Source organism: Methanobrevibacter sp. (genome assembly GCF_045130115.1).
In the GTDB taxonomy this organism is placed as follows: Archaea; Methanobacteriota; Methanobacteria; order Methanobacteriales; family Methanobacteriaceae; genus Methanocatella.
The window spans coordinates 24,574-47,095 of record NZ_JBGUPC010000064.1 but is presented as its reverse complement, the minus strand read 5'-3'; the positions used below and the strand labels follow the sequence as shown (position 1 = coordinate 47,095).

Below are 22,522 nucleotides of genomic sequence, written 5' to 3'. Positions count from 1 at the left end.
TGCAATTTTTGCATCATCACTAATTCTTTGTGCGCCAGCATTTTTTAAGATACGACCGACTGGTGCGATTGGTAATTCACTCATAATTACACCTCCAATTAAATGATAGTATACAATAGTATATAAAGGTATCGGTAAAACTGAATAATAATCGCCTATATTATACCATAATAATTTATACAATATGCTTTTGAAAATTAAATAAAAATATAGATAAAATAAAAAATTAAAGGATACATATTAACAGTAATCTCAAAATAAGAAAAGTAATAAAATTAAAAAATTTATCTTACAATAATTCACTTTTTAGATAAGTTGAGGTCGCTTCAGTTATTTTTACATCAACAAAAGTTCCTAACTCAACATTATCAACAATTACTGGAATATAAGAATCTGTTTTTGCTATATATCCACCTTTAGAACCTTTTTCAATAACCAATACTTTTTGAATAGAATCAACTAATTCTCCGTTTTCTCGTTCAGTTATTTTTTCTTTGATTTGAGACAGGTATTTTGACCTTTCCTTCATTATTTTGCGAGGAATTTCTGTTAGTGATGATGATATTGCACCTTTTCTGTGCTGGTATTTTGACAGATGTATCAGACTTGGCCTAATCTCCTCAAGCAATTTTACAGTTTCGCCAAAATCTTCATCACTTTCGGTTGGGTATCCAACAATGATGTCAGTGGCCAAGGTCACATTCGGAATTTCCTTTTTGAATTTTGAAACAATATTTTTGTATTGCTCTATCGTATGGCCCCTTCTCATCTCGGACAATACCTTATCACTGCCACTTTGTACAGGCAAATGAATAAAATCATATACCTTCGGATGTTTCATTGCATCGATTATTTCATCAACATCGTTTAAAATGTTTTTAGGATGCATCATTCCAACACGAACACGAAAATCTCCATTTAAATTAGCCACTTCTTTAATTAAATCAGACAGTTTTTCACCACTGTCTCGACCAAATGCTGCAGTATCCTGTGCAGTCAACTGTATCTCACAAGCCCCATTTTCAATGGCCTTTTGCGCTTCACAGACAATGTCCTCAATCGGATAGCTGTTCAGAGGTCCGCGAGCAAAACGAGTGCAGCAGAATGTGCATGCGCCAAGACAACCCTCACAAATCTGCAGAATATGAATCAGAGTATCGTCCCCAACTTTAGGAATACAGACCTTAGACTCCTTTGAAAATCCGGTTTCACGGATAATGTCTCCGCAATACGTTGCATTAACCACACTTGCAGACTTATGAAGCTGATGAGGACCGATCCATGAAACATCTGGCCCGATCTTTTCCAGTTTTTCAGGATCGATTTCAACCATGCACCCTCCGACAATGATTTTTTTGTCAGGAAATTCCTTTTGAAGCTTTTGGATTCTGAAGGTCATCTTATCTTCGGTAGGCAACTTGACATAGCAGGTGTTTACAATAACAACATCCGCTTCTTCAATATCATCTACAATGTCTATGTCGTTTGCCTGCAGATTTCCTGCAATAATCTGTCCGTCAGCTTGGTTGAATGTGCAACCGTAAGATTCGATAAAAACTTTCATTCAGTCACTCTTTTTTGTTTTTTTAAATATGTTTTTGGTCAAGTCATAATCATAATTGTTAAATCTGACCGGTTTTGAATAAACCCTTTTTATGACTCCTGCTTTTGCAAATCCGGAAGTCAATTTTCTCTCTTGAGTTTTGATGACATGTACCTTGACAATATGATTTTCAATTTTGACAACATCCCCTGGAGCTATTTCAAAATCCCTTTCAAGGTCAAGCTTATAGGAATCGACATCCCCATGCAGATCAACTGAAAAACCGATACGCGCAGGAATCTCAACAGAAGATGCCCAAATGGTAGTTACCTCTTCAAGTTTGGACCTTTCAACTCTCTTGTCACCCACTTCAATGCTGGTGACCTCAACCTGGCCAAACTCGGTCAATAGAACATCTCCAGTTCTAAGCTCATCGCTTGGAGACAAATCAATAGTTGTCTTGTGAGATTTGTCCTGCTCGGAAATGATAATCCTGTAAGGCCTAGGCTTTTTAAGAGAGATTATATTCTTATAAACATGACCGCAATTTTCGCATTTGAGCAAATATTCCTCAGTGAACTTTTTCTTTGTTGTTTTTTGTTTTGAATTCAAAATTTCAATATCATCAGAACCACAAATTGGACAATCCATTTTTATGCCTCCTTAATCAGAATCATTCAGATAATGGTTAACTAACCCACCATCTTCCAAAATAGATAACATGAACTCTTTAAAAGGTTCAAAAGTCTTTGACTCACCAGTGGTTTCATTGACCAATGTTCCCTTTGATAAATCAATGTTAATTATATCTCCGTCCTTGGCTTCGATATCAGAAACAATTACTGGCAAACCTATATTGATTGCATTTCTGTAAAAAATCCTTGCAAATGATTTAGCGACAATAGCGCTCACTCCCGCTGTTTTGATAGCCACTGGAGCCTGTTCCCTTGATGAACCGCAACCAAAGTTTTCATCGGCAACAATGATGTCGCCTGATTTGACATTTTTTGTAAAGTCCGGCCTTTCGCCTTCAAGCACATGGTCTGCCAAATCCTGGGGATTAAATGTTCTTAAATACCTTCCGGGAATAATTACATCAGTGTCAATATTTTCTCCGAAAGTCCATGTTTTTCCTTTGATAATATCCATAAATATCACTAATAAATCTTAATTAATAAAAAAATGAAGTATTCAGGAAATCCTGAATACAAAAAGTAGGTGATTTTTTTGTAAGTTTAATTTTTCTCTGCTTTAAATGGTTTTGAAAACTCTTGCTCCACACCTTCACGATACATTGAATTGAAGGTACAGAATGGAATGATTCTTCCATCCGGTGTTGCATAATGAATAACACATTTTTTAACCCTTTGTTCATCAAAGTTAAACGGATCCATGAAGTGCATGCATGAGATGAGCATTGAATCTTTGGAAAAGTCTCCTAATGCATCATAATCCCCTTTAACAAAAACATTCAATAATATCCTTTTGATATCCAAACCTTTAGGAGCTCTGCTAGTGTGAATTATTTTAGCAAGGTTTCCGGTTAAACCGGCCAAAACTCTCTTACGAGAACCGAATTTACCGTTTTTGAGTTTTTCATTATATTCTTTAAGTTTATCAGCCAAATCATCAACATCAATGAAATCAGTGATTGGAATCAGTTTGTCTTTTCCGTCACCTTCAGTTTTCTGTCTGAATACATAAGTAGCAATTCCACAATGCTCATGACAGTTCAAAGTCACTTTTGCGGATTCCTCACCATCAAGCAATGATATGAACTCTGCAATAGGTTCTACAAAAGATGGCGGATAAAATGCAGAAGTTGGAACTTGACCATCAGTTTCCCTTTCAATGATGTCAACAAAGTCAGGAATAGTAATCCTTTGCTCCTCTACATGTTCAGAAGGAGTCCTTCCGGAAAATGAAACTGGCTGGAAGTTTACGCCGTAAATAATGTCATTATTGTCAAAAGCGAATTTGATGATTTCGCCAACTTGATGGTCGTTAACACCTTTGACCAATGTAGGCACTAAAACTACTCCAAGACCCGCTTTTCTACAGTTTTCAATAGCTTGAAGTTTATCCGGAAGCAGATTTCTTCCTTTATTCTCAATATAAGGTTCTGGAGTTATACCTTCAAAAGAAAGATAAACAGTGTTTAATCCAGCATCTTTCAATTGTTTTGCTAAATTCTCCCTTTTTGCTATTCTAATACCATTGGTAGCTATTTGAACGTGAGTGAAACCCTCTTCCTTTGCCATTTCAATAAGTTCAACTATGTCTTTTCTGACGGTAGGCTCTCCTCCGGCATATTGAATAGCTGGACATGGGTGAGGTTTCAGATTCCTTAAGTTCCTAAGCATTTCTCTGATTTCGTCTTTTGTAGGCTCATACAGATATCCTGCAGCTGCAGCATTGGCAAAACAAACAGGGCATCTTAAATTACACCTATTTGTTACATCAATCAATCCTAAAACGGTAGATGTTTCGTGTTTTGAACATAATCCACAATTATCAGGACAAGGAGCACTATCATCCACACAAGGATTATCTACACCAGAAATTGTAGGAAGATAATTACTTGCGCGGTCGTATAACTCTTTATCACTCCAATAAGTGTTTATAAACTCCCCATGCTCATCACAAGTTTTTTTGATAAAGACTTTGCCGTCTTCATCATAAACTTCAGCCTCAAGAGTCTTTCCACACTCTGGACATAAACTTTTTGTACTTTTTAATTTCAAAAAATCACCTTTTATAATACTAAGCAATATTAGTATAAACTTACATAATATAATATATTTAAAACAATTTAATATTTAAATATTATTAATTATATACTTTATATAAATCCAATATGATATGGAGTAAAATTTAAATGATAATCGATTTCCAACAAATAATCCTGATATTGTTAGTAACATTATATTTCATCCTTCCAGCATACTTCTCAAACGGAGGTGCACTTCTGTTTGGAGGAGGAACACCCATTGATTTTGGAAAAACTGACTCAAAAGGCATTCGCTGGATTGGAGATGGAGTTACCTGGAGAGGATTGGTTGCCGGAACAATAATCGGTATGATTACCGGAATCATTCAGGGATACCTGTCTCCAATGATTCTCCCATTTATTGGAAATTCATTCATAGTCCCTATCATAACAAGCATCCCTAACGGAATATTGATTGGATTTTTACTTGGTTTTGGAGCTCTTATAGGTGACGCTTTAGGTAGTTTTTTAAAAAGAAGACTTGGAATTGGCAGAGGAAAACCTGCACCAATTCTTGATCAGCTGGATTTTATAATAGTTGCATTGATTTTTGTTTCACCAGTCGTTGAGCTTAATTTAACCTTCGTTGTTTTGGCTCTACTGCTGACACTGTTTATCCATTTATTAACTAATAGCTTTGCATATCTGCTTGGTTTGAAAGATGTGTGGTACTAATTCAAGTATTTCTCCATCATCACAGCAGTTCCGACAGCCGGCGCAACAGTACATTCATCATCAGTTAAGATATCGCCCATTGATTTGACTTTTAAACCTAAAAGCTCTGCCGCTTTTTTATCAAGAATATCTTTTCCAAGGCCGGTTGTTACAATCAAATCCAAATCTTGAGTTTCATGGACCTGCCTTAGTCCGTCGGCAATTTGCTCAACCTGTTTTTTATGAATGAACTTGCACATTTCAATGATATCCTCCATTGAAAGCATTTCCAAGTCGGCACAGACCACACGGGCGATTCTTTTTGCACATTCCAATTTGGATTTGCCTTCACCGTCAAAGGTATCGCAGATATAGTCTTCTTCTGTGATTAAATCCAAAACGGTGTAAACATCTGCAGTTTGTGCAAACAGCTCACTGGCTACGCGATACTCCTTTCCATTCAGTTCAACCTTATCAAGGAAACTTGCAAGATTGGTTCTCAAAGTACCTGTGTAGACCAATTCGCCAGTTGCAGACCTGTCAAAATCAGATTTTCCAATTGCGCATTCTTTGCCGTCTTTAATTGGAATGATATCGGTTGTTGTGCTTCCAGTATCGATGAATATGCAGTTATCAGATATCAATGTTGCAATTTGGGCGGTTGCAATCCAATTGGCCGCCGCAGCCTTAAGAGGAGTTTTTTCAATTTCAGCCTTTGACAGCATTCCGTCAACGCCGACATATGCAATCGGACAGGAAAATGTCCCCTCACATTTTTTGACAACATCCAAAACCCCATCCTTTTTGGTATCATAGGCATCGACAAGTTCCGCAGTCATGGAAATGCCTACCGCATCAATTTCACTAACCGGACAGATATTTTCAATCAGTTCCACCAAAACACGTGACAAATCATCATTGTTGCTCCACATCGGCAGATATGCAAAATCAACCTCAATGTTTTTAATCTCACCGTCTTCAAAGTCGATTACAGCCAAATCAGTGTTTGCACCGCCAATGTCAAATCCTGCAATCCTCATAAATTACAATCTCCTAATCTCTAATGAATCAGCAGATTTTATAAATTCAACTTTACCATTTAAGGAAGTATCCAAATCATCAGTGCTGACCTTTCCGTCAATCAATTCTATAATGCTCTTGCCGATGTTAAAATTGCAAATTTTTTTCAAACCGACATAAGGTGTTGTAAATCTTGAGTTGATTTCCAAAAGATAAACAGAGTAAACATCCTTTTCATCAGCATTTATCAATAAATCAACGCCAACAAAACCCTTAATGCCTTCAATGGCTTCAACAGCTTTGGTTGCTATTTCAAATGCTTCATCCTTATATTTGCTTTCATAAGGTATCTTTCCACCGAAATAGGTTCCATTAGCATCCCCAATAGAGACAAATTGTTCATTCAGGCTAATAGGAATGGCATTTTGCCCATCTGAAATCAGGCTAACACTTATATCAGTCCCATTAATATATTCCTGAACAATAATCCTTGAACCCGGCGGATAAATCTCTTCAAGATCATATGACAAATCGCCGATGTCATTGATTATTACAATATTTTCACAGTCAACACCAATCAAAGGCTTGATAATTAATTTAAGAGGAGTCAATGGGTCTTCAGACTGCCATTTTTCATGCAGATTTTCAATTGCCCTTTTCCAATATCCTTTTGGGTCAATTTTAAATTTAAATGACCTTGGTTGAGGAATTTCCATCGGAAGGGCATTGTAAGTTTCAAATTTATTGGAAGTCTTGAAACATGCCTCAGCTGAAGAGGTATATGTTTTAACATTGTTTTCCTCCAGAATCCTTGTGATATTGTATAGGGCATTATCCATTTCCGCAGAAATAAATATTGCATTTTCAAAGTCTGCGGCATTGCCTTCAAGCCAATCTACAATGTTCTCATCAATCAAGATAGGATTAACATTATCGAAATCCTTTACCCTATCCTCATAGGATTTGTTAATGACCAAGTCAACATTAAAGTCTGACAGGTCATCCAATAATGCAAAAATCAATTCTTCCGCTTCGGAAATTATGCTCTTTTCCTTTTCGCCGGAAGCCGTAAAATACTCAAATACCAATATTGAATCAGTTTCGTTCATCATAAGTAATCATCATACCATTTAATTTTAAGTCATCTGCTGGAAAACGCATCTTATCCCCATCAAATACCATATGTATTAATGAGTTATTCTTATCTTCAAATTCAGCAACAGTAATGTCTTCATCGATTGCCGCCATTTTCCTTGTAAATGAACCCATAATGTCTTCAGGAGCCTTAATGTCAAGAAGTCCCCTTTCATAATAATCTTCAATTGCGTCAACAGTCACTTTGGCTGAATCTCCAATACCGTATGGGTTCAGAGCGTTTTTCATTTTGTCTGCAAATTCACTGTCATTCAAAATCCTGTTTGCATTTTCCAAAATTACATCCTTATCAGAACCGACAAGAATATTTCCACCGGCAGTTACTGTTTCAGGACGTTCAGTATTATACCTCAATGTCAATGCAGGCACATCAAGTGTTATCGCCTCTTCTTGAAGTCCTCCGGAATCGGTTAAAATCAGGGTTGATTTTGAAGTCAAAAGTAAAAAATCAAGATAGCCCAATGGCTTTATTATATGAACATGATCCAAATCGTTCAACTCGTCAAACAATCCGAAGTTTTCCAGGGTATTTTTGGTTCTTGGATGAATCGGGAAGATAATGTTCATGTCGCTCAATTCCTTTAAGGCGGAGATAATGCTTGTCACTCTTTCTTTTATATCAACATTTTCAGCCCTGTGCATTGTTAATGTGAGGATATTATCCATATTCTCAATATCCAAATCAGCCAGGGATTCCTCTTCAAATCCTCTTTTTTTAGCTATTTCCAAGTGTCTGAAGCAGGCATCCACTACTGTATTTCCTGTGATAATCAGGTTTTCATGTGAAAATCCTTCTGCAAGCAGATTGATTGCGGACTCTTCAGTCGGTATAAAATACATTGCTGAGACTATATCGGCGACACGACGATTAATCTCTTCAGGCATTGTCATGTCAAATGACCTGAGCCCAGCCTCAACGTGACCTACGGCAATGTGCAGCTTACCTGCCACAAGTGCTCCTGCAAGCACGGCATTGGTGTCTCCCTGAACAAGCACAATATCCGGCTTTTCCTCAATGAGCACCTCTTCAATGCCCTTCATCATCAGACCGGTCTGCTTTCCATGAGATCCTGAACCGACTTGAATATTATAATCGGGAGTTGGGATTTCCAAGTCCCTAAAGAAATTGTCAGACATCTCCTTATCATAATGCTGGCCGGTATGCAAAACTATTTGGTCAATGCCCCTTTTTGAAATTTCATCAATGATTGGAGCCATCTTAATAATTTCCGGTCTTGTTCCTAAAATTGTCGCTATTTTCATGATATCCCTTTTATAAAATTAATTAATATGCAGTACTGAAATTGCCAATCGCAATTGAACAGAAAATAAATCCGAAAGATGCGGAAACTGCAACTACAGCCAAATTTAAAATGAAAACTCTTATTACAGAAGTTATATTAAATTCAACGCTTTTATCACGAGCATTAGCATAATATCCGCCCAATGCTGATATCAACGTCATTATTAATGAAGTGAAAAAAACCACTTGAATTAATATAACCCAAAAATTCAAATCATCATGGTCAATGCCCAGATAGATTCCCAGGGCAAAACCCACGATAATTCCAATAATCATAATTTTTTCATTAACTTTTTGTACTTTATCCATAAGTATCCTCACATTAATATTTGTGTAAATCATTTAAACTTTTTATCATTGATTCACGAATTGCATATTTTTTCTGCAAATTGCTAAGAGAATCAACCAAATCACGTCTAAATCTCTCACAGGCATAATCATCATATGTGAATTTAATTCCATCATATTGAATGTCCATCAGAATCAAATAATCAGGTTCTGTGACTTTAATATAAGCCCTCGGCTCATCAACTTCAGGATTCAACAACCTTTCAACCTCATCCAAGGTCATCTTGCCAACTGCAACATCAATGAAAACCCTCATCATCTTCCTAACCATGTTCCATAAAAATGATTCACCGTAAATATCAACGAATATTGGAGATAATGTATCATGGAGATTAGGAAATTCCCTTTTGTGATAATCATCCAATTCAACTTTTGAGATTTTAATGTCATCGATCGTACGGATGGTTGTTTTCTGAAACCTTTTTGTAAAATTAGTGAAGTTATGGGTTCCCTTAAAGACCTCAGCACACTCATTGAGCTTGTCGATATCCAAATCCTGAAAAAGCATATACCGATATTGTCTCATTTGGGCATACCTCGGCTTAAAAGCATAGCGAACAGGCGCACTTGCCAATATTTGAATATCATCCGGAAGAGAATTATTTATTTCGTTTACCCTAACTTCCTTTTCGGACTGAAAACTGATTACATTTCCCAAACTATGAACACCAGCATCGGTTCTTCCAGCAATTCTGAATCTGGACTTCTTCAAATCGTCAATGTAGTCAAGTTTACGCAAATGGTAAATCAATTCTTCTTCGACTGTTCTGAGGTTAGGCTGTCTTTGAAAGCCATGAAAATTAGTTCCGATATATCCGATTTTAAGTGCAGTTCGCTTCATCAATATAATATTTGGTTTAATATAAAATAAGTTTTTAGAAAAAATGAGGAGGAAAGCAAATAGCTTGATGAAAAGCTATTTGCCTAAAATTATATGGCATACTATTGCGAAGTAATCATAATAAGGAATAAAATTAAAATTATTTGAAGTAGTTATATTGTATAATTTTAATTATCCAATTACTCAATAGTAATATATTTAATAATTATAGTAATACTTATTTAAAATTTATTAAAAATTATTACTAATTAAATTCAATAAACCAAGGAAATAATAGCACTAAAACCAATATATCCAATAATTAGCAATTTTTAGAAATTTAATCCAAAAATAAAATAAATACATATCCTAAAATTATTCGAGTAATAATTATAGGATTATTGAATTTTCCATAAAATCATTAAAAATCGACTGTTAGACTCTTTATTAAAAAAATGAAAGCATAAAATCAGTTTTTATAAAAAAATTTCCAGTAAATCAGATAAAATAAAAAAAGATAAGAATTCTGTAGAAAAAACAAGTATTACTTTTCTTAAAAAATAATACTACCATTCAACACAAATATTTCACCATATGAGTTGTCTCATCATAATCATCTTCCTCAATTGTGATTTCATAACCTACAGATGTCCAGAAGGGAATTCCGGAATCCAAGTATCTGTGAGTGTGAAGATAAATCCTATCATATCCGACATTCTTGGCAAATTCCTCCATAATATCCACTAACTTTCGGGCAATTCCATGTCTTCTGTAATTTTTATCCACCATTAATCTCCAAATGCTTGCAGTGTCCTCTTTTGTATAAATGCCTCTAAATAATTCATTATCAAAATCATAAGCTCTGATGGCCGCAGTTGCAATAATTTTATCCCCATCCAATGCAATGTAAAAATTATTGGTGGACGGCAAAAGATAATACTCTTCCATCCCATCAATATCATAATGGAATTTTGGAGTGGGACCTATTCCATAGACTTCCATAATCTGACCATATAAAAAGTCTTTAACATTAGCAATTTCGACAGAATTATTTTTAACTTCCCTAATTTCAATATCCATAATATTCCCCTAAAAAAAATAAAAATAAGAATAAGAATTTATCTTATTCTTGTGCGGTTTCAGGATTTAGCAATTTTTCAACATTCTCCCCAATGAAGTCAAATAACAATACAACAATCAATAATGACATACCCGGGTAGAATGCTAACCACCAATAACCTGAAGATAGATAATGCATTGATTCAGCTAATATTACACCGATTGCAGGCTCGTGTGGAGGTAAACCAAATCCTAAAAAGGTAATCGCCGCTTCGTGCATGATTGCATGCGGAAACATTAAAATAACTCCAACAATGATTTGAGATATAATCAAAGGTAAGATATGTTTTGTAGCAACCCATATCTTTGATTTACCTAGGTTTTCAGCTAAATGAATGTATTCCTTGGTTTTAATTTCCTTAACTTCAGATCTTAAAACCCTTGCAAGAGGAGTCCAATGAGTTAGACCAACACCCATAATTACCCCAAATACTCCCCCACCAAACATGATGGAAACGAGGATAATTAAAAGAATATGAGGTATTGAACCGAACAGATCAATAATTCCTGCAACACATTCGTCTGCAATCTTATTGAAACTTGAAAACAATCCTAAAATTATAGAAATAATTGTACTTACAGCAGATGCAATGAAACCCACCATAATACTTAATCCAAGCCCGGCAATTGTACGCTGAAACATGTCCCTCCCCATCCAATCTGTTCCGAAAAGATGTTCTAAAGAAGGCATTTGATTAGCATTGACAAAACTTGTTGGAATGTCTCTTATAAAATAACCTGAAATGAATATTGATACAATAACTATAGCTGAAAGTATGATAATGACAAGAGTCTTTGTCCTGAGATTAGCAGGGTATAAAAACCATTGCTTCTTATCGTCAGTTTCCCTTTTTCTAATCATTAAATTCACTCTCCTTAATTCTTGGATCAATTAGGTAATAAGAGATATCGGCAAGTAGATTTCCAACAAATACAAATACTGCACTGAATATTACAATTCCTAAAAACAGAGGAACATCATTTTGAAGACCTGCGGCTACAGCCGTTTGACCGATTCCAGGATATGAAAATACCTGTTCCACTAAAACTGCTCCTCCAAATAATTCACTGAATGATAAAAACTGCAATGTTATGGCAGGCAACAATATATTTCTTATTCCATGATTCTTTACTAAATCCCAACCTTTTTCACCTCTTGATTTAGCGAATAATACATAATCGGAGGATAAAACTTGAATCAGTTCATTACGGGTATACATGGCAATCGGCGCCAAACCGACCAAACTCAAGGTTAAAGTGGGAAGAACAAGTCTTGATGCCCATTCCATAAATGTTGCATCAGTACTTTTAACTCCAATAGGAACACCGAATCCAATCGGGAACCATCCTAAATAAACCGCAAAAACCATTAAAATAAGCATACCCACCCAGAAGGAAGGTGCAGATTGAATTGCATAACAGTAAACCTTAACTGCTTTGTCAATCCATGACCCTTTGTTTTTACCGGCTACAACTCCTAAAGCGAAACCCAATATTCCACTTAACAGCCATGAAATCGCCATTAACACAATTGAAGCTAAAAATTTATCAATAATAACATCTATCACCGGCGCACGATAAATTAAAGAATTTCCAAGATTTCCTTGAGCTAAATCAAGCAGCCAATGATAAATTTTTGTAGTTAATGGAACATTAGTGCCAAAATATTGTTGTAAAATTTGTCTTTGTGCTTCTGATACTGCAGCTCCTTTCAAATAAGCATTAACCGGATCAATAGGGGATAAATCTAATAATACGAAACTAAATATTGCAACAGCAATCATCAAAATTACGAAACGTATTAATTTGTAACTAAAAAATTTAATTAATTTTTGTTTATTCAATGAAACTAACCCCCATTAAATTTTAAAAAAAAATAAAAAAAGGAAAAAATGTTTAAGCTGTGGAATTGGTTCTAGTCCAATCACAGATATTAATTAAAACATCGTTTCCTAAACCATCAGGTTGTTCACCAATGTCGATTCCATCTTTAATGAAATAGTTGTAGTCGTAGTTTACGAGCCATGCGAATGGAGCGTCACCAGCAGGACCCCAACCTCCACCATTTACAAGAGCTGATTCAGCCCATAATGTGTCAGCAGTATTGAAGTCAGTTGAATGCATTGCGTCTTCCATCAATTTGTCGGATTCAGTGTTGTTATATAAACCAGGGTTCATATAGAATTCATCGGCATCTTTACTGTGGTATTGTTGATAGATTGATTTATATGGATCTGGAGAAGTTTGTTGCATTAATGCAGCTGAACTGTACATGTTTGCATAGATGGTATCCCAATCAGCACCTTTAAGATTTACTTCAATTCCAATTTCTTTTGCTTGTTCAGCAAATACTGTGGATAGAGATTGTCTGTCAAGATAATCCGGTGGATAGTATAAATCGAATGATGCTTTTACACCATCTTTTTCAACGATTCCATCTCCATTAGTATCTTCCCATCCGCCTTCTTTCAAGATACGTTTTGCCTCATCAATGTTTCCGTCTTGAACTTTTGAAGCATTATTTGCGTAATCTCTTGTATCGACGCTTGTGTATTCAGGAGTTGCGTGTCCTGCGAATACTTCATCACACATTTTTTGACGGTCAACACCAACGTTTAAGGCTTGTCTAATCGCTTTATCAGCAGTTACATTGTTACCAATTTTCCAACCGCTTTCATTAGTTACGTTACCAGTATCTTCAAGATAAGGGAAGGATACACCTTGTGCTCTACCTGCGGATTTTTCAACAAATTGATATCCATCAACTGTCTGGTTTAATGCAGAAGTTGCAACTGGCACTACATCTACTTGACCGGATTTAGCGAGTTCCAACCAGGTTGATTCTTCAGGGAATAATAAGGTAATTTGAGTAAAGAATGGTTTGTCACCGTAGTAGTTATCATTAACTTTGAAAATAGCTTGTTGACCTTTATCCCAGTGGTCTAATACGTAAGGTCCAGTACCAACAGGGTTTTCACCATAAGTGTTGTTGTCATACTCTTCAGGAACAATACCAACATATCTTAAATCATAGATAAATGTTGATCTAGGTTCAACCAAAGTAAATTCAACACAAGTATCATTTTTAGCAGTTACTTTCTCAAGATTTGTTAAATCCAAATCAGTTTCAGTTTCTTTTGCAGTATTGAATGTAGTTTCTACATCTTTTGCATCAAAAGTTGAATTGTCTGAGAATTTAACATCATTTCTTAAATTTACAGTCCATGTTTTTCCATCTCCACTGATAGAGTAATCAGTAGCTAAATCTGGAACGATTTCTCCCTTCTTATCTGTCTTAAATAAACAACTTTGTACTAAAGGATTATAGTTTTGGTGCCCACATCCCCAACCGGTAAGCGGATCAAAACCGGATTCCGGTTCTTTAATGTTACTGTGTGCTGCAACTGTCAAATGTGTCGGATCATCATCAGTTGATCCACCCATCAATGCAAATGCAGCGACAGCAATAACAATGATTGCTACAACAGCACCAATAATCATCATTGTCTTTTTTTCCATAATTTCACCATATAACAATTCTATATTAAAACAATAGTAATACTTTTTAATCAATAAATGCTCAATAAGTAATACTTATATAAATTATTTTAATATTAAGTAATATTTAGGACATATTTATATAAAAAGATATTTATTACTTTTAAGTTTTATTTGAAAAATTATAAGAAAAATAAAAAACGCAATATAAAATGAACGAGTAGGGCAAAATAACATTACTAAATTGCCTAAATAAAAAAATTAAGAATGCTGAAAATAAATAAATGAATGTAAAAAATCATCATAAAAGTAATACTTAAATACATTTAAATATGATTATGAAAAGATATTTGTCCATGGATTTGTCCTCAAAACTTAAAGGATATTTAAAGAAAAAAGGTGCAAGCGAAGTGGGCTTTGCAGACATCACCAACTTTACGCCAAAGCCAGGATTAACTTCAGGCGTTATTTTTTATATCGCTTATCCTAAAGAAATTATCAGAAATATGCAGAATGCACCAACACAGGAATATCTTGAGGAATTGATTAGTTTAAATACACGATTGGACGCACTTGGGATGACATGCGAAGAATTCCTAATAGATGAGGGATATAATGCATATGCCCAAACAAAAAAGAGATTGGGAACCGATTTTGGTGAGTTCAATTCCTTTGAATTGCCCCACAAAACAATAGCCACCCGTGCGGGGCTTGGATGGATTGGAAAGTCCGCATTGTTTACAACATTGAAATTTGGATCAGCATTAAGAATGTCATCAGTTTTAACAAATGCCCCCTTAGATTATGGAACCCCTATCCTCAAATCAAAATGCGGAAAATGCGAATCATGCAAGGATGCATGTCTTGGAGGAGCAATAAGCGGCAAGGAATGGAATTATAAACTCAAAAGAAATGATTTCTATGATGACCGAAAATGTGAAAAATATGCGCTGAAAGTTTCAGAAGAAAACCTGGGAAAAGCAGATACAGTATGTGGAAAATGTATTTTCGCATGCCCACATACACAACGATACATTAAACGATTATAGTTTTACTGCATATCTAAAATCAATGGATTGAGGATTAATGTCCAAATATTGAATTTGTTTGTCCATATGAACTGTCAAGAGTTCATCATTGCTATCCAAAACAACAACAAACCCCATCTTTGTCCAAAAATGAAGGGCACCCTCCAAATTTTTATGGGTATGCAAATAAATGTCACGATACCCCACTTCATTTGCAAAATTTTCGGCAATGCTGAACATCTTTGAAGCCAAACCACAACGCCTGCATCGCCTATCTACGAATAATCTCCATATACTTGAAGTGGTGTCATTAGAATACAAATGCCTAAACTCAGGGAAATCTTTATCATAAGCCCTTAAACCAATTGTAGCAATTATTTCGCCAGTTTCTTCAGCATAAGCTACAAAAAAGTTATTCATTTCAGGATCAATATAATACTCTTTCATATTCACGATATCTTGATGCCATTCAGGAACATAATCATAACCGAACTCAAGCTTAATCATTTTAAATAAAAATTCCTGAACCTCTTCAATTTGTTTTGAATCATCACTTAATTCCTTAATTACAACATTCATATTAACCACTTTTCAAAAAAAGTATTACATTTTACCCTAATTTTATGCAATATGTAATACTTTTTATTAAATTTTGAATAACTTTAATATTGATAAAGTACAAATTAGTATATAAAATTTATCATTTTAATTTAATAAGGTGATTAAATGGAAAAATTATTAGATGTTGAAAATGTCTCAATCTCCTTTATACAATATACAAAAGGATTGAATCAAAGAAATCTGAAAGTAATTACTGATTTAACCCTTGATATATCTGAAGGAGAAATATTGGCCGTATTGGGTTCAAGTGGTTCCGGAAAAAGTTTACTAGCACATGCGATATTTGGAATCCTGCCTGAAAATGCAGATTTGAATGGGACAATAAAATTTAAAGGAAAAGAATTATCCCAAGAAGATAAAGAAGAAATCAGAGGAAAAGACATAGTTCTAGTCCCTCAATCCGTGAATTTCTTAGATCCCCTAATGAAGATTTCAGACCAAGCAATCGGTAATGTAAAAAGTGAAGATGAAAAGAAAAGCAAAAAAATAAAACAAAGGGAAATATTTAAACATTATAATCTCGGCCCTGAAGTGGATGACATGTATCCGTTCCAGTTATCCGGAGGAATGGCTAGAAGAGTACTCGTATCAACAGCATTACTATCAGACCCAAAACTCGTTGTAGCAGACGAACCGACACCTGGACTTGATGAAAAAACAGTAGAAGAAACATTAAATCACTTCAGACACATGAAAGACGATGGAATTGGAGTGCTCTTAATCACACATGACATTCACGCTGCACTAGAAGTGGCAGACAGAATTGGAATATTTTATTCAGGTTATGTAATTGAAATTGCCTTAAAAGAAGACTTTTCAGGCGATGGGGAAAACCTACTCCATCCATATACAAAATCATTATACAAGGCGTTGCCTGCAAACGGATTTGAAATAATAAAAGGCCATCAACCGTTGCATGGTGAAATACAAGAAGGATGCCCGTACTATGACAGATGTGAAATGAGATTTGACAGATGTAAGGAAGAAAGGCCTGAATTGATTGATTTAGGAAAGAAAAAAGTTAGATGCTTTAAATATGAAAAAGGTGTAGGAAATGAAACTTAAAGCAACAAATATTTCATTTAAATATCCCTCCGCTAAGGATTATCTATTAAAGGACATTAATCTTGAATTGGATAACAAGAAAATCATTGGATTGATCGGAGACAGCGGTAGTGGAAAATCAACATTATGCAAAATTTTATCCGGATATGTGACCAAATTCGAAGGCAGCGTAACACTCGACGGTCAACCCCTCCCTAATAAAGGATTCAAACCAGTGCAGTTAATTTATCAACATCCCGAAAAAGTAATGAACCCAAAATGGAAAATGAAACAAGTATTAGAAGAATCTTGGAATGTTACGGATGAAGCATTATCAGAATTTGGAATTCAAAAGTCCTGGCTTACCAGATTTCCACAGGAATTGTCCGGAGGAGAACTTCAAAGGTTTTCAGTATTGAGGTCCCTAAATCCAAATACAAAATTCCTTATTGCGGATGAAATGACAACAATGCTCGATGCAATTACACAAGCCCAGATTATCGATTCTGTATTGAAAATCGTTAAAAAAAGAAACATGGGCTTTTTGCTTGTAAGTCACGATATGCCATTAGTGGAAACCATATGTGACGAAAAGATATACCTTAAAGATATTAATGGCGCTTAACCATTAATATTCATTAATTTTTTTATCTGCCAATCTGCCCAGACCATAGTAATATTATTGGATACGACTTCACCTAGAACAATGCCCATCCAGGCTCCCCAAACACCATAACCTAGAATGACACCCAATAAAACCGCAAAAAATATTGTAAAGCCGGTTTCCCTCATAATTGTTTGAAACATTGCAGTCAAACCTTTTCCAATTCCCTGGAAAACATAGGTTGATGCAACACCAACTGCCATTGTAGGATAATAAATAACAATCCAAGAAAGAAACGCAGTCAGTTCAGGGGCAATTCTGACACTGCTTCCTGTTGAAGCGAATACCGAAGCGATATCTCCTGCAAAAACATTGGTTAAAATCATTACAATTACAGCAATGATTATTGATACTTTCATGGCATATCTATGGGTAATCTGAATGTTCTTATATTTTTTTGCACCATAATTGGCAGCAATGACACTAATTAAGGCAGTTCCAATAGCTAAAAGTGGAGTTGTTCCGATTGTGACTATTCTCCAGCCTGTCGAGTAAACTGCAACTGAATCTGTTGAACCCACATAAGCCAAAAGTGCTGAAAAGACTGCCGCAAAGAATGCATTGTTTAAAAGCTGAATGCTTGCCGGAATCCCAACCTTGACAATGTCAATTGAAATGTCCCTTTTAAAATTAAAATTGTCAGGATTTGGCCTTAAGAAAGTATCCTTCTTAACATAAAACCAATAAAGTAAAATTAAGATCACGAATATTGATGAGATTATAGTTGCAATAGCTGCGCCTTTTACCCCCAAATTTAAATTATAAATGAAAATAGGGTCCAAAATCATGTTTAAAATTGCTGATGCAATCATGGCATACATTGGACGGGTGGTATCCCCCTCTCCCCTGAAAATTCCGTATAATGCGTTTGAAAAGATTATGAAAACTGATCCAAAAAGGATTATCACTCCATAATCGGTTGCATAACCTATAGTTTGACCCGCACCCATTGCATTCAATATTGGATTTAACAGAATCAATAAAAATATTGTTAGAATCAATGAAACAGCAATATCCAAAATTATTGAATGAACTGAAGCATTGTCCGCTTTTGGCTTATTGTCCTCACCCAGATATTTTGATATTGCAAAGGCAGCACCTGATCCCAAACCATTACCAAAACCTACCAAAATCATGAAAACCGGTGTGAAAAATCCTACACCCGCAAGCGCATCGGCACCAAGGCCTGAAACCCATGCGGCATCAATCAGATTATAAAAACTAGTGATAAGCAATGAAATAATCAATGGAATGGACATTTTGATTAATGCCCTTTTAGGATTATAAAGCATTAAATCAACACTGTTTGATGAATCATTACTTAACATAAGTTAATATTAAAATTTATTCAATATATACTTTTAATTTTTTAACAAATTTTCATCCGTTAGAATTCATCGAACAAACAAAAATAAAAAAAGTTGCTGCAAAAATTGCAACAACCTAAAAAAAGGGAGTAAGAAGATGATTTTAAAAAATGAAATAAATAATGGCTCAAATAAGAGCTATTCTAAAGATTATTTATCTCATCAAAAAACAAAATGTCATCACATATCACTTCAAGCAATTCAGGGTCATGACTGACCGCCAATATTCCAATATTATTCACTTTGGCATGATTTATGAGCTTTTTCCATATCTGCACTTGCGTTACCGCATCAAGCATTGTGGAAATCTCGTCTGCAATGATGAATTTTGTTTCGGGATTGATTGCCCTCAATATGCTGAAACGCTGCAGTTCTCCACCAGAAAGTTCGTTAGGCCAACGAGTCAACCATTGATCTTTAAGGCCAAAAGTGTCCTTCAACTCCTTAGGAGGAGTCCATGACTCATTCAATACCTTTTCCATTTTCCATTTAGGATTCATGGTTTTTTCCGGATGCTGGAAAATCAACTGCACAGGATAAAAACCCTTATCTGGAATTTCATTGCCATCCAAAGTCACTTTTCCAGAATAATGAGTGATATAACCTGCCAATATTTTACATAATGTTGATTTGCCGCTACCGCTATCCCCCATCAAACCGATAATCTGATTACTATTGATTGATAGTGAAAAATCCTTCAGTATCTCTCTTTTATTATTATATGAAAAAGAAATGTTACTTGCCTTAAGCTCCATCGTTAGCCCCCTCAAAATTGAAACATCTAATCATTATTCCATCATGGTCAACAAGTTCCGGCTTATTATCCTTACATTTATCCAAACGGACAGGACAGTTTTCCCAATAAGGACATCCAGGAAGATCCTCTAACGGTTGAACGCCCTCCGTCAAGTTAAATCCGTTTCTAGGTAAAGAATTGATTAAAGCTTTGGTGTAAGGATGCAAAACATTATCCACATTTTTGAAGTTCTCTACATTGTTTATTTCAATAACATAACCGGAATAGAATATTGCAATCCTATCAGCAGTTTTTAATGCAACATCAATTTCGTGAGTAATCAGCAAAACACCTTTTCCCTGCTCTTTCAGATTTCTTATATCCTCAATAGTCTCTTTCACGCTTTTTGCATCAAGCCCAGGTGTTGGTTCATCGGCAATTAACAAATTCGGGTCTCCGACTAAAGCGGTAGACAACAATACCTTTCTGGCCATTCCTCCTGACAATTCAAAAGGATATAAGTCATCAACACTTTCATCCAAACCGTATTTGCTAAAGATTTCTCTTTGCCTTATTTTTTTCTCGGCATGTTCCTTTTCATCCTTGCATTCACCGATTGCCTGTTCTGACACCTTCATAAGAGGGTCCAGGAAATTCACAGATTGAGGAATAAGGCAAATTTCCTTACCCCTTAATTTTTCCTTCAATTCCTGATCGAGAACATTTCCTTTATATTTGATTTCTCCTGTAACATGAGAGTTATATGGCAAAATACCTAGAATTGAATGAGCCAGAAGACTTTTACCTGAACCACTGGAACCTAAAACCGCAACGATTTCACCTTCTCCGACATCAATTGTCAAATCAGATATCACCTTTGTATCGTGCCTATTCAATCCCTGAACGTATTGCGTAAAAGATATTGATAAATTATTTACTTCCAATAATTTTTCCATAATACCACCCAATCTAGTTATTTGCCTGTGAAGGGTCTAACAATCGTTTCAGATTATCCCCTATAATATCAAACAACAGTACAACTATCAGTAATGCCAGACCTGGGAAGAATGCTAACCACCAAGCTCCCATTGCAAGGTAAGTCATTGATTCAGACAATATGATACCAATTGCAGGCTCGTGTGGTGATAAACCGAATCCCAAGAAAGTTACGCTTGATTCATGCATAATTGCATGCGGGAAAACAAGCAAGGTTCCAACAAATATTTGAGACAATACCAAAGGCAGAATATGCTCTTTTGCTATCCATAATTTGCTTTTACCAAATCTTGCAGATAATGCAACATATTCTGAAGTGTTGATTTGCAATACTTCCGCTCTCAATACCCTTGTCAGGTTAACCCAATGCGAGAATGCAACTGCCATTATAACACCAAAAGCCCCCTTACCCAATGCGATGGATATCATCATTATCAATAGGATATGAGGTATTGATGCAAACAAATCAATCAACCAGGACACAAATGAATCACAGAACTTGTTAACACTTGCAACGAATGCAAGTATTGTTGCAATGATACTGGAAATTATGGATGCACCTATACCGATCATGATACTTAAACTTAGACCCTTAATTGTCCTGATGAACATGTCCCTGCCCATCCAGTCAGTACCGAAAAGATGTTCAAAGGATGGAGGCTGCATTTTAATGCTGAAATCAGTTGGCAAATTAGCATTAATCATCATTCCACTAATGAAAATTGCCAATAAAAGCAATCCTGTAAGTGCAATTGTCAAAAGTGTTTTTTGCCTCAAATTCAGTGAACTGAATAAACCTCTATTATACCATGGTAAATCACTCATCGTCCTCACCTTTTAACCTTGGGTCCACGTATTCATAAATCATGTCCGCAATAAGATTTCCCACAAATACAAAAATGGTACTGACAATAACAATACCCAACAATAACGGAACATCAGACCTCAATCCCGCAGCTACTGTTGCCTGACCGATGCCCGGATATGCAAATACCTGTTCGACAAGAATTGTTCCGCCAAACAGTTCATTGAATGACATGAACTGGATTGTGATTGCAGGAAGCAAAATATTTCTTATTCCATGATTTTTAATAATTCCCCAGAAGCTTTCACCTCTAGCCTGTGCAAACAGGAAATAATCGCTTCTTTTAACATTAATGAGCTTATCCCTAGTATACATGGTCAGAGATGCAATTCCAACAATACTTAATGTAATAGCAGGCAAAATTAATCTGTATAACCACTGCCAAAATGTTACAGTATCAGATAATTGTCCAATAGGAACTGAAAGTCCGATAGGGAACCATCCCAAATAAACTGAAAAAACCATTAAAAGAACTAATCCTATCCAAAAGGTAGGAGTGGATTGTAATATGTAACAATAAGTTTTAATTGCCTTGTCTACCCAGGTACCTTCTTTTGCACCTGCAAGAACTCCTAAACCAAAACCGACAATTGCAGATATAATCCAGGAAACTGCCATAAGAGTAAATGATGCTGTGAACTTCTGTACAATCACTTCAGTTACAGGCACCCTATAAATTAATGAAAAGCCCATACTTCCAGAAGCTAAAGTTGAAAGCCATCCAAATACCCGTTCACCTAAAGACAGATTTGTTCCCCAGTATTCGCCTATGATAGTCAGTTGTTCCTGACTGATAATTCTTTGACCCAAATAAGCTTTAACCGGGTCTATAGGAGACAATTGTACCATTATAAAACTGATTGCTGCAATAACAATTAATAAAATTAGTAATCTAATAGCCTTATATCCTAAAAATTTAGCTAATTTTTTATTGTTAATTTTAACCATCTCATATAATTTGTTTCTTAAAA

The 22,522-nt window shown here is 35.4% G+C and carries 24 protein-coding genes; 4 read left to right on the top strand and 20 right to left on the bottom strand.

The features are described 5' to 3' along the window. From ACJMML_RS11330 to tes, 5 genes are all read right to left on the bottom strand, one after another. Nucleotides 1–84, bottom strand: an 84-nt coding sequence (locus ACJMML_RS11330) for a histone-like protein (protein WP_303738685.1), incomplete at its 3' end; no start/stop codon positions are given. 205 nt (nucleotides 85–289) lie between these two features. Next, complete coding sequence (locus tag ACJMML_RS11325; protein WP_405307412.1) at nucleotides 290–1,564, bottom strand: tRNA (N(6)-L-threonylcarbamoyladenosine(37)-C(2))-methylthiotransferase; 1,275 nt, start codon at nucleotides 1,562–1,564, stop codon at nucleotides 290–292. After that, on the bottom strand, nucleotides 1,565–2,194 hold the full coding sequence (locus tag ACJMML_RS11320; protein ID WP_405307411.1) for an HVO_0476 family zinc finger protein: 630 nt from the start codon (nucleotides 2,192–2,194) through the stop codon (nucleotides 1,565–1,567). Nucleotides 2,195–2,206: 12 nt separating this feature from the next. Beyond that, complete coding sequence (gene hacB / locus ACJMML_RS11315) at nucleotides 2,207–2,692, bottom strand: homoaconitase small subunit (protein WP_405307410.1); 486 nt, start codon at nucleotides 2,690–2,692, stop codon at nucleotides 2,207–2,209. Between the two features lie 86 nt (nucleotides 2,693–2,778). After that, on the bottom strand, nucleotides 2,779–4,287 hold the full coding sequence (gene tes, locus ACJMML_RS11310) for a tetraether lipid synthase Tes (protein ID WP_405307409.1): 1,509 nt from the start codon (nucleotides 4,285–4,287) through the stop codon (nucleotides 2,779–2,781). A 137-nt stretch (nucleotides 4,288–4,424) separates the two neighbouring features. On the opposite strand from tes, the gene ACJMML_RS11305 reads away from it, so the two are divergent. Further along, nucleotides 4,425–4,988, top strand: a complete 564-nt coding sequence (locus ACJMML_RS11305) for a CDP-2,3-bis-(O-geranylgeranyl)-sn-glycerol synthase (RefSeq protein ID WP_405307414.1) — start codon at nucleotides 4,425–4,427, stop codon at nucleotides 4,986–4,988. On the opposite strand, the gene ACJMML_RS11300 is transcribed toward ACJMML_RS11305, so the two are convergent. The 9 genes from ACJMML_RS11300 to ACJMML_RS11260 form a co-directional block, all read right to left on the bottom strand. After that, entirely contained in the window at nucleotides 4,985–6,007 is a 1,023-nt protein-coding gene (locus ACJMML_RS11300; RefSeq protein ID WP_405307408.1) for a hydantoinase/oxoprolinase family protein, read from the bottom strand. The two genes, ACJMML_RS11305 and ACJMML_RS11300, sit on opposite strands and share 4 nt — an antisense overlap. A 3-nt stretch (nucleotides 6,008–6,010) precedes the next feature. Further along, nucleotides 6,011–7,099, bottom strand: coding sequence for an ATP-grasp domain-containing protein (locus ACJMML_RS11295; RefSeq protein ID WP_405307407.1), 1,089 nt, complete (start codon nucleotides 7,097–7,099; stop codon nucleotides 6,011–6,013). Next, on the bottom strand, nucleotides 7,083–8,405 hold the full coding sequence (wecB, locus tag ACJMML_RS11290) for a non-hydrolyzing UDP-N-acetylglucosamine 2-epimerase (protein WP_405307406.1): 1,323 nt from the start codon (nucleotides 8,403–8,405) through the stop codon (nucleotides 7,083–7,085). Before wecB ends, ACJMML_RS11295 begins: the two co-directional genes overlap by 17 nt. A gap of 22 nt (nucleotides 8,406–8,427) precedes the next feature. Then, the gene (locus ACJMML_RS11285; RefSeq protein ID WP_405307405.1) at nucleotides 8,428–8,754 is read right to left on the bottom strand and encodes a hypothetical protein; all 327 of its coding nucleotides are present in this window, start codon (nucleotides 8,752–8,754) and stop codon (nucleotides 8,428–8,430) included. Nucleotides 8,755–8,767: 13 nt separating this feature from the next. Then, nucleotides 8,768–9,634 carry a tRNA pseudouridine(38-40) synthase TruA gene (truA, locus tag ACJMML_RS11280; RefSeq protein WP_405307404.1) on the bottom strand — a complete coding sequence of 289 codons (867 nt, stop codon included), beginning with the start codon at nucleotides 9,632–9,634 and terminating at the stop codon, nucleotides 8,768–8,770. A 552-nt stretch (nucleotides 9,635–10,186) separates the two neighbouring features. Next, a complete protein-coding gene (locus ACJMML_RS11275) occupies nucleotides 10,187–10,693 on the bottom strand; it encodes a GNAT family N-acetyltransferase (RefSeq protein ID WP_405307403.1) in 507 nt (168 codons plus the stop codon). A gap of 43 nt (nucleotides 10,694–10,736) precedes the next feature. Next, on the bottom strand, nucleotides 10,737–11,594 hold the full coding sequence (locus tag ACJMML_RS11270; protein WP_405307402.1) for an ABC transporter permease: 858 nt from the start codon (nucleotides 11,592–11,594) through the stop codon (nucleotides 10,737–10,739). Next, the gene (locus tag ACJMML_RS11265) at nucleotides 11,587–12,516 is read right to left on the bottom strand and encodes an ABC transporter permease (RefSeq protein ID WP_405307413.1); all 930 of its coding nucleotides are present in this window, start codon (nucleotides 12,514–12,516) and stop codon (nucleotides 11,587–11,589) included. The genes ACJMML_RS11270 and ACJMML_RS11265 overlap by 8 nt, the downstream gene beginning before the upstream one ends. A 112-nt stretch (nucleotides 12,517–12,628) precedes the next feature. Beyond that, nucleotides 12,629–14,251 (bottom strand): ABC transporter substrate-binding protein, encoded by a 1,623-nt coding sequence (locus ACJMML_RS11260; RefSeq protein WP_405307401.1) that lies wholly within the window; start codon nucleotides 14,249–14,251, stop codon nucleotides 12,629–12,631. A gap of 317 nt (nucleotides 14,252–14,568) precedes the next feature. Between ACJMML_RS11260 and ACJMML_RS11255 the strand changes: the two genes are divergently transcribed. Beyond that, nucleotides 14,569–15,279 carry a 4Fe-4S double cluster binding domain-containing protein gene (locus ACJMML_RS11255; protein ID WP_405307400.1) on the top strand — a complete coding sequence of 237 codons (711 nt, stop codon included), beginning with the start codon at nucleotides 14,569–14,571 and terminating at the stop codon, nucleotides 15,277–15,279. Here the strand turns inward: ACJMML_RS11255 and ACJMML_RS11250 are convergent. Beyond that, on the bottom strand, nucleotides 15,274–15,837 hold the full coding sequence (locus ACJMML_RS11250; protein ID WP_405307399.1) for a GNAT family N-acetyltransferase: 564 nt from the start codon (nucleotides 15,835–15,837) through the stop codon (nucleotides 15,274–15,276). The genes ACJMML_RS11255 and ACJMML_RS11250 overlap by 6 nt on opposite strands. Nucleotides 15,838–15,984: 147 nt before the next feature. On the opposite strand from ACJMML_RS11250, the gene ACJMML_RS11245 reads away from it, so the two are divergent. Both ACJMML_RS11245 and ACJMML_RS11240 read left to right on the top strand, forming a co-directional pair. After that, nucleotides 15,985–16,944: an oligopeptide/dipeptide ABC transporter ATP-binding protein gene (locus ACJMML_RS11245; RefSeq protein ID WP_405307398.1), complete on the top strand. Its 960-nt coding sequence runs from the start codon at nucleotides 15,985–15,987 to the stop codon at nucleotides 16,942–16,944. Continuing rightward, nucleotides 16,934–17,548: an ABC transporter ATP-binding protein gene (locus ACJMML_RS11240; protein WP_303738662.1), complete on the top strand. Its 615-nt coding sequence runs from the start codon at nucleotides 16,934–16,936 to the stop codon at nucleotides 17,546–17,548. Before ACJMML_RS11245 ends, ACJMML_RS11240 begins: the two co-directional genes overlap by 11 nt. On the opposite strand, the gene ACJMML_RS11235 is transcribed toward ACJMML_RS11240, so the two are convergent. The 5 genes from ACJMML_RS11235 to ACJMML_RS11215 all read right to left on the bottom strand — a co-directional run bounded on the left by ACJMML_RS11235 (nucleotide 17,545) and on the right by ACJMML_RS11215 (nucleotide 22,499). Continuing rightward, complete coding sequence (locus ACJMML_RS11235) at nucleotides 17,545–18,915, bottom strand: MATE family efflux transporter (protein WP_405307396.1); 1,371 nt, start codon at nucleotides 18,913–18,915, stop codon at nucleotides 17,545–17,547. The two genes, ACJMML_RS11240 and ACJMML_RS11235, sit on opposite strands and share 4 nt — an antisense overlap. 182 nt (nucleotides 18,916–19,097) lie before the next feature. Then, nucleotides 19,098–19,709 (bottom strand): ABC transporter ATP-binding protein, encoded by a 612-nt coding sequence (locus ACJMML_RS11230; RefSeq protein ID WP_405307395.1) that lies wholly within the window; start codon nucleotides 19,707–19,709, stop codon nucleotides 19,098–19,100. Further along, complete coding sequence (locus ACJMML_RS11225) at nucleotides 19,699–20,646, bottom strand: oligopeptide/dipeptide ABC transporter ATP-binding protein (RefSeq protein WP_405307394.1); 948 nt, start codon at nucleotides 20,644–20,646, stop codon at nucleotides 19,699–19,701. The genes ACJMML_RS11230 and ACJMML_RS11225 overlap by 11 nt, the downstream gene beginning before the upstream one ends. Nucleotides 20,647–20,659: 13 nt before the next feature. After that, nucleotides 20,660–21,511 (bottom strand): ABC transporter permease, encoded by an 852-nt coding sequence (locus tag ACJMML_RS11220; protein ID WP_303738666.1) that lies wholly within the window; start codon nucleotides 21,509–21,511, stop codon nucleotides 20,660–20,662. Further along, complete coding sequence (locus tag ACJMML_RS11215; protein WP_405307393.1) at nucleotides 21,504–22,499, bottom strand: ABC transporter permease; 996 nt, start codon at nucleotides 22,497–22,499, stop codon at nucleotides 21,504–21,506. The genes ACJMML_RS11220 and ACJMML_RS11215 overlap by 8 nt, the downstream gene beginning before the upstream one ends. Nucleotides 22,500–22,522 lie beyond the last annotated feature (23 nt).

Coding starts and splice junctions, on each gene's coding strand:
- ACJMML_RS11250 (WP_405307399.1), bottom strand. CDS start 15,837: ATGAATGTTGTAATTAAGGAATTAAGTGATGATTCAAAACAAATTGAA.
- ACJMML_RS11235 (WP_405307396.1), bottom strand. CDS start 18,915: ATGTTAAGTAATGATTCATCAAACAGTGTTGATTTAATGCTTTATAAT.
- truA (WP_405307404.1), bottom strand. CDS start 9,634: ATGAAGCGAACTGCACTTAAAATCGGATATATCGGAACTAATTTTCAT.
- wecB (WP_405307406.1), bottom strand. CDS start 8,405: ATGAAAATAGCGACAATTTTAGGAACAAGACCGGAAATTATTAAGATG.
- ACJMML_RS11295 (WP_405307407.1), bottom strand. CDS start 7,099: ATGATGAACGAAACTGATTCAATATTGGTATTTGAGTATTTTACGGCT.
- ACJMML_RS11320 (WP_405307411.1), bottom strand. CDS start 2,194: ATGGATTGTCCAATTTGTGGTTCTGATGATATTGAAATTTTGAATTCA.
- ACJMML_RS11220 (WP_303738666.1), bottom strand. CDS start 21,511: ATGAGTGATTTACCATGGTATAATAGAGGTTTATTCAGTTCACTGAAT.
- ACJMML_RS11265 (WP_405307413.1), bottom strand. CDS start 12,516: ATGATTGCTGTTGCAATATTTAGTTTCGTATTATTAGATTTATCCCCT.
- ACJMML_RS11225 (WP_405307394.1), bottom strand. CDS start 20,646: ATGGAAAAATTATTGGAAGTAAATAATTTATCAATATCTTTTACGCAA.
- ACJMML_RS11260 (WP_405307401.1), bottom strand. CDS start 14,251: ATGGAAAAAAAGACAATGATGATTATTGGTGCTGTTGTAGCAATCATT.
- ACJMML_RS11245 (WP_405307398.1), top strand. CDS start 15,985: ATGGAAAAATTATTAGATGTTGAAAATGTCTCAATCTCCTTTATACAA.
- ACJMML_RS11215 (WP_405307393.1), bottom strand. CDS start 22,499: ATGGTTAAAATTAACAATAAAAAATTAGCTAAATTTTTAGGATATAAG.
- ACJMML_RS11275 (WP_405307403.1), bottom strand. CDS start 10,693: ATGGATATTGAAATTAGGGAAGTTAAAAATAATTCTGTCGAAATTGCT.
- ACJMML_RS11230 (WP_405307395.1), bottom strand. CDS start 19,709: ATGGAGCTTAAGGCAAGTAACATTTCTTTTTCATATAATAATAAAAGA.
- ACJMML_RS11300 (WP_405307408.1), bottom strand. CDS start 6,007: ATGAGGATTGCAGGATTTGACATTGGCGGTGCAAACACTGATTTGGCT.
- ACJMML_RS11325 (WP_405307412.1), bottom strand. CDS start 1,564: ATGAAAGTTTTTATCGAATCTTACGGTTGCACATTCAACCAAGCTGAC.
- hacB (WP_405307410.1), bottom strand. CDS start 2,692: ATGGATATTATCAAAGGAAAAACATGGACTTTCGGAGAAAATATTGAC.
- ACJMML_RS11255 (WP_405307400.1), top strand. CDS start 14,569: ATGAAAAGATATTTGTCCATGGATTTGTCCTCAAAACTTAAAGGATAT.
- ACJMML_RS11270 (WP_405307402.1), bottom strand. CDS start 11,594: ATGATTAGAAAAAGGGAAACTGACGATAAGAAGCAATGGTTTTTATAC.
- ACJMML_RS11285 (WP_405307405.1), bottom strand. CDS start 8,754: ATGGATAAAGTACAAAAAGTTAATGAAAAAATTATGATTATTGGAATT.
- ACJMML_RS11240 (WP_303738662.1), top strand. CDS start 16,934: ATGAAACTTAAAGCAACAAATATTTCATTTAAATATCCCTCCGCTAAG.